We start from the raw sequence: 12701 nt of genomic DNA, 5'->3' as shown, positions 1-12701 counted from the left end.
CGTGACGACGAGGGCGGACGCGGCGGTCGCGCCGGCGGTGGCGCACCTGGGGCCCCGCTACAGGTGGATCGCGCTGACCAACACCACGCTCGGCGTGCTGATCGTGACGATCAACATGTCGATCCTGCTCATCGCACTCCCGGACATCTTCCGCGGCATCGCGCTCGACCCGCTGCGGCCCGAGAACATCAGCTACCTGCTCTGGCTGATCATGGGCTACCTGGTGGTGACGGCCGTCCTCGTCGTCACCTTCGGCCGCGTGGGCGACATGTTCGGCCGGACCCGGATGTACACGCTCGGGTTCGCGGTGTTCACCGTGTTCTCGATCCTGCTGGCCGTCACGTGGCTCAAGGGCGACGCGGGCGCGATCTGGCTGATCTCCATGCGCGTCCTGCAGGGCATCGGCGGCGCGCTGCTGCTCGCGAACTCCACGGCGATCCTCACCGACGCGTTCCCGGCCCACCAGCGCGGCCTGGCGCTCGGCATCAACTCGATCGCCGCCATCGCCGGGTCGTTCCTCGGGCTGATCATCGGCGGGGTGCTGGCCCCGGTGGCCTGGCACCTCGTCTTCATCGTCTCGGTGCCCATCGGCGTGGGCGGCACGATCTGGGCCTGGTCCAAGCTCCGGGAGACCAGCGAGCGCCACGAGGGCCGCATCGACTGGTGGGGCAACGTCACCTTCGCCGTCGGCCTCGTCGCGGTGCTGATGGGCATCACCTACGGCATCCAGCCCTACGGCGGGCACGTCATGGGCTGGACGAGCCCGACGGTCCTCGTCTGCCTCATCGGCGGCGTCGTCGTCCTCGCGGTCTTCGTCGCCGTCGAGCGGCGCGTCCCGCACCCGATGTTCCACCTGTCGCTGTTCGGGATCCGCTCGTTCACGGCTGGGAACATCGCGAACCTGCTCTCCGCGCTCGGGCGCGGTGGCCTGCAGTTCATCCTGATCATCTGGCTGCAGGGCATCTGGCTGCCGCGCCACGGCTACGACTACGAGTCGACGCCGCTGTGGGCCGGCATCTACATGGTCCCGCTGACCATCGGCTTCCTCGTCGCGGGACCGCTCTCCGGCGTGCTCTCCGATCGGCACGGCGCCCGCTGGTACGCCGCCGGCGGCATGCTCGTCGCCGCGGTGAGCTTCCTGCTCATGGGGTTCCTGCCGGTCGACTTCCCGTACTCCCTGTTCGCGATCCTGCTCGCGGTCAACGGGCTCGCGATGGGCCTGTTCTCGTCACCGAACCGCGCCTCGATCATGAACAGCGTCCCCGCCCGCCAGCGCGGCGCGGCCGCGGGGATGACGGCGACGTTCCAGAACGGCGCCACCGTCCTCTCGATCGGCATCTTCTTCTCGATGCTGATCCTGGGCCTCGCCTCGACGCTGCCCGCGGCGCTGTTCACCGGGCTGACCGGGCAGGGCGTGCCCGCCGACGTCGCGGGCCGCATCGCCGAGCTCCCGCCGGTGAGCACGCTGTTCGCCGCCCTGCTCGGCTACAACCCGATCGAGACGCTGCTCGGGCCCGGCGTGCTGTCGCAGGTGGGCCCGCAGCAGGCGGGGTTCCTCACCGGCCGCAGCTTCTTCCCGGAGCTGATCTCCGGCCCCTTCGCCGACGGCCTGTTCCTGGCGCTCGGCTTCGCCGCGGTCTGCTGTCTCGTCGCCGCGATCGCGTCGCTGTTCGACAGCGCGAAGCCGTCGGTGCGGGAGGCCGAATCGTCCGGCGAGGCGCTGGGGGAGGAGGACCGGGGTGACCCCGTGGACGTTCGTTCCGTCGCCGTCGCGGGCCGCATCCTGGCGCCCGACGAGGCGCCGGCGGCGGCCGTGCTGACGCTCGTCGACGCCCACGGACACGAGGCCGACCGCGCGGAGACCGACGACGAGGGCCGCTTCGCGCTCAGCGCCGGCGGGCGCTCCGGGGACTACCTGGTGATCGCGACGCCCCGCGGGCGCGGTGCGGTGGCCCCGGCCGCCACCCGGGTGACGGTCAACGGGTCGCCGGTGCACGTCGACGTCGTGCTGCGCGAGCGTGCGGCCGTGCGCTGAGCCACGCTGGACCGGACGTCCGAGCGGCCTCACACGAACGCAGTCCGTAGGTCATGAGTTCGTCAAGACCCGCTGTCAGCGTCGGTGTGCGTGACCGGATTCGACGAACCCGAGCAGCGTCCCCGCACGCTCAGCGCCGTGACCGTCGTCCTCACCGCTGCCGCGGGTGCGATCGACGTCGTCACGTACTTCGCCTTCAACCAGGTCTTCGCCAGCACGATGACCGGCAACCTCGTCATGCTGGGGCTGGGCCTCGGCCAGGGCGACTGGCCGCAGATCCTCGACAACGTCTGCGCCATCGCCGGCTACTGCGGCGGTCTGATCGCGGGCACCGTGTTCTGCGGGCTGGCGATGCGTCGCTGGCCGTGGCGCAACGCCGTCGGCGCGACGCTGACGTTCGAGCTCGCGCTGCTCCTGCTGCTCGGCGGGTTCTGGTACGGGGTCGACGGGGACAGTCCGCTCGTCCAGTGGAAGGTCGTCGTGCTCGTCGTCGGCTCGGGGCTGGCGATGGGCGTCCAGGCGGCGGCCGTGCGTTACGTCGGTCCGGCCGGGACCCCGACGAGCTTCATGTCCGGGACGATCACCAACTGGGTCTCGAGCCTCGTGGAGCTGCACAAGCCCTTCACGTGGAACTGGAACTCGCCGCTGCGCCTGCTCGCCGTGATCGCCGCCGCGGGCGGCAACGCCGTGGTCCAGCGCTTCGCCCCGGACTGGTCGTTCGTGGCTCCGGTGGTGCTCGTCCTGGTCGCGATCGTGCTGATGGCCGTCGTGACGCGGGCCAACAGCGGGGGGCTCACCGCCGGCGAGCCGCAGTTCGCCCCCGACCCGCGCGAGGAGGTCCCCGACGCCGACGCCCACGAGGAGGCCGACGGGGACGCCGGCGTGACGGCCGGTCCCGTGCACGGTCGCGTCCTCGGGCTCGACGGCCACGCCCGCCCGGCGGTGCTGACCCTGGTCTCGGACGGTGGGGAGCAGGTCGCGCGCGTGCACACCGAGGTCGACGGCACCTACCAGCTCGATCCGCCGGGGTCCGGGGACTTCATGCTGGTCTGCACCCCGCACCGCATGGGAGGACGGGCCGCCCGGCCCCGCGCCGTGCTGATCTCGGTCGACGGCCGCCCGGTCGTCCACGACCTCGTGCTCGGCGCCGCCCCGGGCGAGAGCGACCACGAGCCGGTGCCGACCTGACCGGGGCGCCGGAACCTGATCATCGGGTGGTGGGAGGGCTCAGGCGAGCTCTGATCCCTCGCGGCCACCTGCTGATCACGGAAGGACCTTGCGGGCGACGCGGGCGGCGAGGGCGTCGGCGGCCACGGGGTCGAGGACGGGCGCCGAGGGGACGTGGAGGATCTCCCAGCCGAGGTCGTCCAGGGCCGCGTCGCGGAAGTGGTCGCGGTTCTGGCCGGTGATGGTGCGGTGCTCGGGGCCGTCGTACTCGACAGCGACCTTGCGCCGACCGGGAGGGACGTCCGGCCATGCGAGATCGAGGCGCACGTACCGCCCGGAGGGGAGCCGGACCCGGTACTGGGGGATCGGCGCGGGCACTCCCCGCAGCACGAACAGCAGCCGCGTGCGGGTCTTCATCAGCGACTCGGCGCGCGGGTCGACGAGCGTGAGGACCTGCCGGAGCGCCACGGGTCCGCGGGTCCGCGGATGGTGCTCCGCGAGCGCGTCGAGCGCCGTGGCGTCGAAGCGGCAGGCGTGCGCGAGCGCATCCACCGCGGCGACGGCCTCGACGAGCGGTGCGCGCCGGCCCAGGTCGAACGCCGTGCGCACGGGCGTCGTGATCGCCACCCCGTGCCGGGTCGCGATCTCCTCTGGTCGCAGGCGGTCGCTGCGCCCGCACACCCCGGCGGGGACGGGGTTCCAGTGCCCGGGCAGGACCAGCTCGGCGTCGTCCCAAGGGCACTCGACCTCCCACGCCAGCGCAGCCAGCGGGCCGGCGACCATGCCCCGACCGCGGCTCCGGGCGTCGAGGGCCTCGAGCCGGACGCGCACGCCGATCTCGGTCGCGGCGCCGACGTGGACGTCGCGGGCGAGGGCGACGAAGTCCGGGCCGCGCAGGCGATCCCAGGTGATACGGCCGGCGGCGACGGCCTCCGAGGCGCGGAACGGTGTGCTGGTGAACCGGGTGATGACATCCATGCCGGTCTCGACGCAGCCCGCGGCGTCCGGGATCCATCGGATCGGCGGAGCTGTGGACAGCTCGGTGATCAGCGGGTGATGACGGGGCGACCTCGGTGCTCCGAAGCCCGACCGCCACCCGATGATCACAGCGCCGGAGGAGCCCCCCGGCCCGCTAACCGCCGGTCAGGGCGTGCGCACCGCCTCGATGTCGATCTCGATGCGCAGGGTGCGGCCGACGGCGAAGATGCCGGCGATCACCGACTGGTTCCAGCGGATGTCGAAGTCGTCGCGCGAGAGCTGGGTGGTCGCGCTGAAGCCCGCGCGCTCGCCGCCCCAGAGGTCCGGCCCGGAACCGTGGTAGACGACGTCGAGGGCGACGGTGTTGCGCACGCCCTTGAGCACCAGGTCGCCGGTCATCGTCCAGTGGTCGGGACTCCGGGCGGTGATCGCGGTCGAGGAGAACTCGATGCGCGGGAACGCGAGGACGTCGAGGAAGTCGCCGGCGCGCAGGTGCTGGTCGCGGGTGTCGTCGTCGGTGTCGACGCTCGCCGGGTCGATGGCGGCGTGCACCCGCGTCCCTGCGAGGTCGGCGCCCATCTCGATCGCCCCGGAGAAGCTCCGCAGGCGTCCGTGGACCTTGGTGATGCCCAGGTGGAACGCCGACGCGGCGATGCGCGAGTGGACGGGATCGATCTCCCAGCGCCCCGGGGCGGGCAGGCGCAGCGCACCGGAGCGCGTCAGGACCACGCGTCCCAGGTCGCCCGGCCCGGACAGCGGGCGCGCCGCCGGGGAGTGCCCGACCGCCGAGGTGATCACGGTGACCGGCCCCGAGGGCAGGCCCTCGACCTCGAACGTGCCGTCCCCGCGTATCGACGCGCCGCCGACCTGGGTGCCGGACGCGTCGATCACCGTGACGACGGCGAACGGCACGGGCCAGCCGTCGCTCGTCACGGCGAGACCACGAACCTGACCATCGCCCCGGGGTGCGCCGGAAGCCGTCTCCGCCGTGCGCTGCGAGAGATGGTCGAGCTCCCCCATCGGCGTGCTCCCCTGAACGCTCCGTCTCCCGCCGTCACTCACCGCGGCTCGCCGCCGGCCTGGCTGTCGGTCCGCGGCGTCCCGGCGACGTCGTCGGTGTCGAGGTGGTGGACGTGGCGCCCACCGGTGGCGCCGTCGCCGTTGCCCGCGGCCGCCCCGTCGCCACCGGGTGGCGCGGCCGGGCGCGACGGCGCACCGTCGACGGCGGGCGGCACCAGGCTCAGCACCACGTCGGACGGGTGGCCCGGTCCGATCTCGATCTCCGAGGCCACGGGGGCGTAGCCGCTCGCGGTGATCGTGTAGACGCCGTGCGCGACGTCGTCGAAGCGGAACGAACCGTCCTCGCCGGTGACACGCGAGCCGACGACGTGGCCGTCCTCGCTGACCAGGGTGGCCAGGGCCTCGGCGACGGGACGCCCGGCGCCGGCCGAGCGGACGGTGCCGGAGAGCTGGGTGCGGGTGGCCAGCGCGACATCGTGGGTCACGTGGCCCTCGCCGGGGACGCGGACGGTCTCGGCGACCGGCGCGAGGCGCGGCGCCGCGGCGGTCAGCGTGTAGGTGCCCTCGGTGAGGTCGGAGAAGCGGTAGCCGCCGTCGCTGCCCGAGCGGGTCACGGCGACGACGGCGCCGCGCACGTCGGTGAGGGTGAGCACGACGTCGTCCCACCCGCGGACGTTGCCGGCCTCGGACGCCCCGTTGGTCCCTGCCCCGTGGCGCACCCCGACGGTGCCGCCGAGCGAGGCCCCGCCGCCGGAGAGCCCGACGTCGTGGCGCAGCGGGCGGTCGGCGACGGCGACCAGCGAGGCGTGCGGCTGATGGGTCGAGGACGCGCAGATGACGAGGTAGGTCCCGCCGGTCGGCGGCACGAGCTGGAAGTGCCCGCCCTCGTCCGCGGCGGCGCGGTCGAGCTGGTCACCGGAGAGGTCGCACAGCGTCAGCGCGGCGCCGGGCACCGGGGCGCCGTCGCTCCGCGTGACCCGACCGAAGATCATGATCGGTTCCTGTCCGTCCACCGACGTCCACCTCTCTCGACACGCGTCCGGCCGCTCCCATCGTCCACCGGTCGGACCCCACCGGCCGGGAGCGGGCACGACCGGGCCCCATTTGCTTGGATAGTACAAGCATCATCTCGACGCGGCCCGCCGGTGATCAGTGGCGTGCCCCGGCGGCGCGGGCCACGCTGGAGGGCATGCCCGAGCTCCCATCCGACTTCCCTGCCCTGCCGCGGCCCGCCCTCGACCTCGCCCCGGACCGGGATGCGGTGGCCGATTTCTTCGACTACGCGGACCTGCTCACCGACGACGAGACCGCCACGCTGCGGCGCCTGCGCTCCTACCTCGGCGAGGACGTCGCCCCGGTGGTCGAGAACGCCTGGGAGCGCGCCGAGTTCCCGATGCAGCTGGTCAAGGGCTTCGCGGACCTCGACCTCGCGGGGCTGCCGTACGGGCTCGGCGAGGGCCGGACCGAGCCCGCCCGCCGCCTGTTCCTCGGCTTCCTGCACGCGGAGATCGCGCGGGTCGACCCGTCGGTGAACAGCTTCTTCGGCATCCACACCGGCCTCGCGATGGGCTCGGTGCACGCGGGCGGCACGGAGGAGCAGCGGCAGCGCTGGCTGCCCTCGATGGCGCGGATGGAGACGATCGGCGCGTTCGGGCTCACCGAGCCGGACGGGGGGTCCGACGTCGCGGGCGGCATGCGGACCACCGCCCGCCGCGACGGGGACGAGTGGGTCCTCGACGGCGACAAGCGCTGGATCGGCAACGCGACGTTCGCCGACATCGTCGTCATCTGGGCGCGCGACCTCGAGACGAACGAGGTGCGCGGGTTCGTCGTCCCCCGCGACACCGAGGGCATGACGATCGCCAAGATCGAGGGCAAGACGGCCCTGCGCATCGTCCAGAACGCCGACATCGCCCTGCGCGGGGTCCGGGTGCCCGACGACCACCGCCTCTCCGGCGGCACGGGCACGTTCGACGACGCCGGCGGGGTCCTGCGGTTGACCCGCGGCAACGCCTCCTGGGGCGCGGTCGGCACGCAGATGGGCGCCTACGAGCTCGCCCTGTCCTACGCGCTGCAGCGCGAGCAGTTCGGTCGCCCGATCGCCGGGTTCCAGCTCATGCAGGAGCTGCTCGTGCAGATGCTGGGCAACGTCACCGCGTCGCTGGGCATGGCGGTGCGCAACGCCCAGCTCCTCGACGCCGGCCGGGGCTCCGACGCGCACTCGGCGCTGGCCAAGGAGTTCTGCGCGAGCCGGATGCGCGAGACCGTCGCGTGGGCCCGCCAGCTCGTCGGCGGCAACGGGGTGATCCTGGGCAACGGGGTCGGGCGCTACTTCGCCGACGCCGAGGCGCTGTACTCGTTCGAGGGCACCCGGGAGATGAACACGTTGATCGTCGGCAAGGCGGTCACCGGCCACAGCGCGTTCGTGCGCTGACCCCCCGGACCGGGTACCTCGCCGCCGTGCCACCCCTCCCCGTGTCACCACTTCCTCCCGGGCGCCGACGGTGACCGCCAACGCCTCCTTCGCGGTCGCCCTCGCCTGCTGCTCCGCGCTGGCCTACGCGCTCTCCGCGGCCCTGCAGCGGCGCGAGACCGCCCGCACCGTCGACGGCTCCACCCGCACCGGCACCGGCGTGCCGTTCTTCGGGGCGCTGCTGCGCCGGCCCTGGTGGTGGGGCGGGGTGACCGCGATGGTGCTCGGGGCGCTCATCCACGTCGTCGCGCTCGGCTTCGGCTCGATCACGCTCGTCCAGCCGATCGGCGTGACGTCCCTGATCCTGGCGCTGCCCCTCGACGCGTGGCTCGAGCGTCGCCGCATCCACCGCCGCGAGTGGATCGGCGCCGTGGTGCTCGTCATCGGGCTGGCGGGGCTCTTCGGGCTCGCCGAGCACCAGCCGTCGGACACCCGCCCCGACGCCGGGATCGTGCTCACGACCCTGCTCGTCATCCCCCTCGTCGCCCTGTTGGTGGCCGGGGCGAGCGGCCGCGCCCCGGCCATGCCGCGGGCGGTCATGCGCGCGGCGGTCTCCGGACTGTGCGCCGGGGCGACGTCGGGCCTGGTCCGCCTGACGTTCCGGCTGGTGCAGGACGGCCGCTCGCCGTGGCTCATCGGGGCGGTGCTCGCCGCGGTCGTGGTGCTGCCCGTGGCGTCGGTCCTGCTGCTGCAGACCGCCTACCGCGACGGGGGGCTCGACGCCGGGCTGTCCACGCAGATCACGGCCGATCAGGTGACGGCGATGGCGATCGGCATCGTCGTGCTCGGCGAGCGCTTCGCGCTCGGTCTGTCGGGCGGGATCCTCGCCGGGCTGAGCGCGGTGGTCGCCGTCGCGGGGCTCGTCACGCTCATCCGCTCCGGGCCCACCCCGGAGCAGCGTGCCCCGGTGGCTACGGCAGCACCAGCACCACACCGGTGACCAGCGCCAGCAGGGCCACCGCACCCCCGAGCAGCGGGACGGCGCGGTCGGCGGCCAGCGGCGAGGGCAGCGGGGCGCGGCTCAGCAGCCGTGTGCGGTGCCGCCCGTAGAGGGCGATCACCACCGCGAGAGCGGCCGCGGCCCCGGCGAGCACGAGCGCCTGTCCCGGCTCGTCGTGGGTGAGCTCCCGGACCGCGAGCAGCACCGCGTTGGCGCCGACACCGAGCGACGTCCGGCTCCACGACAGCCCGGTCCGCTCGGCCTGCAGGCCCCCGTCCGACGGGGAGGTCACGCCGCCCCGCGCAGGGCGATCAGCACGAGGCCGAACACGGCGAGGACGACGAGCCCGCCCGCGAGCACCCACGGCATCCGCTGGGTCGGCAGCGGCAGGCCCCGCCGGATCGCGACCTCCACCCCGCGCCAGCGCAGCACCCCGCCGGCGGCGGTGATGACGGCCAGCACCGCGAGCAGGCCGCCGACGACCACCCGCGTCCCGGGGACGGCGAACTCGGGCAGGAGCTGGACGACGGCCACCCCCGCGGCCAGCAGCGAGAGCGACGTCCGCAGCCACGCGAGGAAGGTGCGCTCGTTGGCGAGGGTGAAGCGGTAGTCGGGCTCGTGCTCCTCGGTGTCGGTGTCGGTGTCGCTGTCGGGGGCCTGACCCACGGACCCTCCCTCCGGTGCACGAGCGACGACGTGCGCATCGTGCCCGGTCGGAGGCGCGGGCGTGGGATCAGGCGGGTGCGAGGAGCACGACGAGGGAGCCGTTGGTGGTGGAGCCGCTGGAGGGAGCGGTGCCCTGCGCGAGCCAGAACAGCACCCCGCCCAGGACGAGCAGGACCGCCAGCAGGGCGGCGACGAGGACGCCGACGGGTGGGCGGCGGGACGAGCGAGCGTCGGTGCTCATGGGATGACGACCTCCGGATGCGCACCACGACGGTGCCGTCGCGGATATCCGGTGCGCGCCCGCCCACCCGTGTTCCGGTCAGATCGCGTGCAGCGTCACGCGGGCCCAGGAGTTGTTGACGTAGCCCTTCGGGTTCCAGACCTCGGCCGGGTCGGCGGGCTGGACCCCCGCCGCCGAGTCCCACGCGCGGGCGACGACGCGGGTCGTCCCGGGCGGCAGGTCGAGCTCGGCGTGCCACAGCCGCCAGCTCCACCGCGAGGCCTGTGGGTCGAGGTCCGCCTCGCGCCAGGTCCTGCCGTCGTCGGTGGACACGTCGACGCGCACCACGGTGCGGTCGCCGCCGGCGAGGGCGTAGCCCGTGACCCGCGTGGGGCCGGGCGGGACCTCGGCGCCGTCGGCGGGGGCGAGAACGTCGGCGTTCACCGCGATGGGGCCGAGCGGGACTCCCCGGCCGCGGGCGGGGGAGGCGTCGGCGGGCAGCAGCCGGTACGCGACGGCCTGGTAGTGCCCGTCGGAGGGCCGGTCGGCGACGGTGACGCGCTCGAGCCACTTCACGCTGCGCGCACCGATCCAGCCGGGGACGACGACGCGGATCGGAGCTCCGTGCGCGACCGGCAGCGGCTCGCCGTTCATCGACCAGGCGAGGAGCACCTCGGGCGCCAGGGCCTTCTCCAGCGGCACCGAGACCGCGTACGGCTCGGGGGCGCCCGGCTCCTCGGTGACGTCCGCCCCGGTGAGCTCCACGTCCGTGGCGCCCGCCTCGACCCCGACCTCGCGCAGGACGTCGGCGAGGCGCACACCGGACCAGCGCGCCGTGCCGACGGCCCCCGGGCCCCACGGTGTCTCGCCCGGCAGGTCGGCCACCTCGGCGAGCCCGGCGCGCCGGTTGCCGGCGCACTGGAGCGTCACGACCTCCGTGTGCCCGCGGAACCGCTCACGGAGCGCGCCGAGCGAGAACGTCGCCGGCCGCTCGACCATCCCGTCGACCCGCAGCGTCCACCTCGCGGGATCGGGTGACGGCGTCTCGGGGGCGTGGTTGCGGTGGTAGAACGCCTCGAGGGGCGTGAGGTCGCGGTCGGCGAGGGCCGTGCGCGGTGGCTCGGCGTTGTACGGCTGCGCCGAGTGGACGGTGAGTTCGACCGGTGGGTGGGGCACGATTCTCCGACCTCGGCGACACGGGGTGAGGGCTGTTCGGGCCTGGTTGATCCGTTGGGGTGGACCTCGTCGGCGGGTCCGTGACCGGTCCTCGTGCGGTGTCCGGTCATGATCGGCGGCAAGGCCCTCCGCGAGGACGTGTCCCCAGCTCAGCGGGGGTGTGAAACCCCGGGTGGGTGTGGCCGGAGTGGCCGTCGGGCGTCGTCGGCGGAGTCGTAGGGTGCCGCGCATGATGCAGACGCCGATCTACGAGGAAGTCCGCCGGGCCCTCGGCCGGTCCGATCGTGGAGCCGAGCGGCGCGCGTTCCGTGAGGACCTCTCCGGAGGGGGCGAGTCCCGGCCGTCCCGGCCGGTCATGCTCCGCGGCACCGGCGGCCGTCACCGGCGTTCCGGCGGCTGACCGGACGCCTCCGGTGCGGGGTCGCCGAGGGCCCGGCCCACGCACGGACCGGGCCGTGGGGCACCCTGGTGACTCGGTCACGTCCGGGCGCGGGACCGGTCGCCGAGGTCAGCGAGGGCAGGGATGAGCGAGCAATCCGGACCCCCGGACGGCTCCGGACGCGGGCGCCACTCCGCCCCCGGGCCGGACGCGGACAACGCCCCGCAGGGCTCGTCGGGCTCCGACGCCGCCGATCCCGCCGCACCGCAGGGACCCGGCGCGGCGCCCGCAGGATCCGGGCGACCCGGTCCCGGTGGACCGCCCGGAGCGCCCTGGCCGCCGCCGCAGCCCGGCCCGCAGGGAGGCCGCCACGGTGCGCCGGCCGGCCCACCCCGGTACGGCCCACCGCAGGGCATGCCGCCGCAGGGCCCGCCCCCGCCGGGCATGCCTCCGCAGGGCCCACAGCAGGGCCCACAGCAGGGCCCGCCGCCCGGCCGGTACGGGCCGCCGCCCGGGGCGCCGGGACCTCCGGGCCACGGCGGTCACGGAGGGCCCGCGGCGCCGTACGGCGGGGCTGTCGACGACCGGCCGTGGCGCACGCCGGCCGACGACCAGCGCACCTCCGTCGCGCCGGTGTCGCGCGAGCCGGGGCCGAGCGAGCCGGGCGACGAGCCGACGAGCCACCGCCCGGCGGGGGCCGCGGCGGCGTCCGAAAATCCGCTGTCGGCGATCAAGGTCTCCGGCCAGGCCTTCGCCGCGATCCTGACCGCGGGGGCCGGCTCCTTCATGGGCGGTGCGGCGGGCACCGTGGCCGGCGCCGGGATCGCCGCGGTCATCACCACCGTCGGCGACGCGGCCTACCAGCGGTCCGTCGAGCGGACCCGCGACCACGTCCGCAGCCGGATGAAGGCGCGCCGCGGACCGGGGCGTCCCGGCGAGCCCGAGGACGGGGCCGACGAGCGCCGCACGGTGGCCGTCGGGGCCCCGGGCCGGGGGGCCGGGCCGGACGAGCAGCCCACCGTCGTGATCGGTGGCGGCGCGGCGCGCGTCGGGGCGGCGCCCGCCACGATGGCCATGGGCGCTGGACCGGGCGGCGGTCCCGTCGGACCGGGCGACGACCCGACCCGCGCGATCGGCGACGACGCCACCCAGGCCGTCGACCCCCGCACCCGCGCGATCGGCGACGACGCCACGCAGGCCGTCGGTCCCGGCACCCGCATGATGGGCGGGCCCGACGGCGACCCGACCGTCCTGCACGGTGTCCCCGGCGGCCCGGACGACCCGGACGACGGCGACGACGGCGACCCGCCGCGCCGGACGCCCTGGAAGCGCTACGGGGTGCTCGCAGCCACGGCGCTGCTGATCTTCCTCATCGCGATGCTCGCGATCACCGGGATCGAGCGGGTCAAGGGCTCGCCGATCTCGGGGGGCGAGTCGGGCACGAGCTTCGGGCAGGTGTTCGGCACCGCCGAGCCGACGACGTCGACGTCCGCACCGGAGACCACCACCAGCGGCGACGCGCCGGAGGGCACGACGACGTCCGGTGAGGAGACGCCGACCAGCACCACGGGGAGCACCTCGTCGTCACGGACGACGACCTCGGAGCGCCCGCAGCTGGTGCCGAGCGGCCTGCTCCCGGGTAACTGA

General features: G+C 74.8%; 13 protein-coding genes. 6 read left to right on the top strand and 7 right to left on the bottom strand.

The window, feature by feature from the left end; genetic code table 11:
* The first annotated feature begins 115 nt into the window (after positions 1 to 115).
* Together PH189_RS17015 and PH189_RS17010 are read left to right on the top strand one after the other, a co-directional pair.
* On the top strand, positions 116 to 2035 hold the full coding sequence (locus tag PH189_RS17015; protein ID WP_378015039.1) for an MFS transporter: 1920 nt from the start codon (positions 116 to 118) through the stop codon (positions 2033 to 2035).
* Between the two features lie 90 nt (positions 2036 to 2125).
* Positions 2126 to 3223 (top strand): YoaK family protein, encoded by a 1098-nt coding sequence (locus PH189_RS17010; RefSeq protein WP_274189994.1) that lies wholly within the window; start codon positions 2126 to 2128, stop codon positions 3221 to 3223.
* 75 nt (positions 3224 to 3298) lie between these two features.
* Here PH189_RS17010 and PH189_RS17005 read toward each other — a convergent pair whose 3' ends face one another.
* From PH189_RS17005 to PH189_RS16995, 3 genes are all read right to left on the bottom strand, one after another.
* Entirely contained in the window at positions 3299 to 4180 is an 882-nt protein-coding gene (locus PH189_RS17005; protein WP_274189993.1) for a hypothetical protein, read from the bottom strand.
* A 165-nt stretch (positions 4181 to 4345) separates the two neighbouring features.
* On the bottom strand, positions 4346 to 5200 hold the full coding sequence (locus PH189_RS17000) for a YceI family protein (RefSeq protein ID WP_378015038.1): 855 nt from the start codon (positions 5198 to 5200) through the stop codon (positions 4346 to 4348).
* Between the two features lie 38 nt (positions 5201 to 5238).
* Positions 5239 to 6213, bottom strand: coding sequence for an MSCRAMM family protein (locus PH189_RS16995; protein ID WP_274189991.1), 975 nt, complete (start codon positions 6211 to 6213; stop codon positions 5239 to 5241).
* A gap of 176 nt (positions 6214 to 6389) precedes the next feature.
* On the opposite strand from PH189_RS16995, the gene PH189_RS16990 reads away from it, so the two are divergent.
* Entirely contained in the window at positions 6390 to 7634 is a 1245-nt protein-coding gene (locus PH189_RS16990) for an acyl-CoA dehydrogenase family protein (RefSeq protein WP_274189990.1), read from the top strand.
* 70 nt (positions 7635 to 7704) lie between these two features.
* Entirely contained in the window at positions 7705 to 8613 is a 909-nt protein-coding gene (locus PH189_RS16985; protein ID WP_274189989.1) for a DMT family transporter, read from the top strand.
* Here PH189_RS16985 and PH189_RS16980 read toward each other — a convergent pair.
* The 4 genes from PH189_RS16980 to PH189_RS16965 all read right to left on the bottom strand — a co-directional run bounded on the left by PH189_RS16980 (position 8585) and on the right by PH189_RS16965 (position 10675).
* On the bottom strand, positions 8585 to 8905 hold the full coding sequence (locus tag PH189_RS16980) for a DUF202 domain-containing protein (RefSeq protein ID WP_274189988.1): 321 nt from the start codon (positions 8903 to 8905) through the stop codon (positions 8585 to 8587). The two genes, PH189_RS16985 and PH189_RS16980, sit on opposite strands and share 29 nt — an antisense overlap.
* Positions 8902 to 9279 carry a YidH family protein gene (locus PH189_RS16975; protein WP_274189987.1) on the bottom strand — a complete coding sequence of 126 codons (378 nt, stop codon included), beginning with the start codon at positions 9277 to 9279 and terminating at the stop codon, positions 8902 to 8904. The genes PH189_RS16980 and PH189_RS16975 overlap by 4 nt, the downstream gene beginning before the upstream one ends.
* Positions 9280 to 9346: 67 nt before the next feature.
* Positions 9347 to 9520: a hypothetical protein gene (locus PH189_RS16970; protein ID WP_274189986.1), complete on the bottom strand. Its 174-nt coding sequence runs from the start codon at positions 9518 to 9520 to the stop codon at positions 9347 to 9349.
* Between the two features lie 78 nt (positions 9521 to 9598).
* A complete protein-coding gene (locus tag PH189_RS16965; RefSeq protein ID WP_274189985.1) occupies positions 9599 to 10675 on the bottom strand; it encodes a sulfite oxidase in 1077 nt (358 codons plus the stop codon).
* A 229-nt stretch (positions 10676 to 10904) separates the two neighbouring features.
* Between PH189_RS16965 and PH189_RS16960 the strand changes: the two genes are divergently transcribed.
* Both PH189_RS16960 and PH189_RS16955 read left to right on the top strand, forming a co-directional pair.
* Complete coding sequence (locus PH189_RS16960; RefSeq protein WP_274189984.1) at positions 10905 to 11075, top strand: hypothetical protein; 171 nt, start codon at positions 10905 to 10907, stop codon at positions 11073 to 11075.
* A gap of 123 nt (positions 11076 to 11198) precedes the next feature.
* A complete protein-coding gene (locus PH189_RS16955) occupies positions 11199 to 12701 on the top strand; it encodes a hypothetical protein (RefSeq protein WP_274189983.1) in 1503 nt (500 codons plus the stop codon).

It is taken from the genome of Actinomycetospora chibensis, from assembly GCF_028737215.1.
In the GTDB taxonomy this organism is placed as follows: domain Bacteria; phylum Actinomycetota; class Actinomycetes; order Mycobacteriales; family Pseudonocardiaceae; genus Actinomycetospora; species Actinomycetospora chibensis.
The sequence above is the reverse complement of the archived record's forward strand: the minus strand, read 5'-3'. Positions and strand labels throughout refer to the sequence as shown.

Excerpts from the sequence above, each read along its gene's own strand:
- PH189_RS16970 (WP_274189986.1), bottom strand. The coding sequence starts at position 9,520 with ATGAGCACCGACGCTCGCTCGTCCCGCCGCCCACCCGTCGGCGTCCTC.
- PH189_RS16955 (WP_274189983.1), top strand. The coding sequence starts at position 11,199 with ATGAGCGAGCAATCCGGACCCCCGGACGGCTCCGGACGCGGGCGCCAC.
- PH189_RS17000 (WP_378015038.1), bottom strand. The coding sequence starts at position 5,200 with ATGGGGGAGCTCGACCATCTCTCGCAGCGCACGGCGGAGACGGCTTCC.
- PH189_RS16960 (WP_274189984.1), top strand. The coding sequence starts at position 10,905 with ATGATGCAGACGCCGATCTACGAGGAAGTCCGCCGGGCCCTCGGCCGG.
- PH189_RS17005 (WP_274189993.1), bottom strand. The coding sequence starts at position 4,180 with ATGGATGTCATCACCCGGTTCACCAGCACACCGTTCCGCGCCTCGGAG.
- PH189_RS16990 (WP_274189990.1), top strand. The coding sequence starts at position 6,390 with ATGCCCGAGCTCCCATCCGACTTCCCTGCCCTGCCGCGGCCCGCCCTC.
- PH189_RS17015 (WP_378015039.1), top strand. The coding sequence starts at position 116 with ATGTCGATCCTGCTCATCGCACTCCCGGACATCTTCCGCGGCATCGCG.